A 220-nucleotide genomic window follows, 5' to 3' on the forward strand; every position below is an offset into this window, starting at 1 on the left:
TCGCCCGGTACGAAATCAAACGCGCGGCGGGCGGGACGAGTTATGCCGAGCCGCTGGAGTTCCGTGTTGGGGTGGCGCTGGATCTCACCGCACCCGGTATCAAGGAAGCGCCAAACGGCACCAGCCTCGACCCGATCATCGCGCAGACCGAACTGACCGCAATAGTCGACTACGGCGGCATGCTCAAGGACGACAGGATCACCGTCACCTTCACTGGCGC

The 220-nt window shown here is 63.6% G+C and carries 1 protein-coding gene; it reads left to right on the top strand.

Features of this window, described 5'->3' with window-relative positions; all coding sequences use genetic code 11:
• On the top strand, positions 1-220 hold a 220-nt coding region (locus HU765_RS26720; RefSeq protein WP_186624110.1), incomplete at both ends, for a hypothetical protein.

Source organism: Pseudomonas sp. SWRI81, assembly GCF_014268545.1.
GTDB lineage: Bacteria > Pseudomonadota > Gammaproteobacteria > Pseudomonadales > Pseudomonadaceae > Aquipseudomonas > Aquipseudomonas hamedanensis.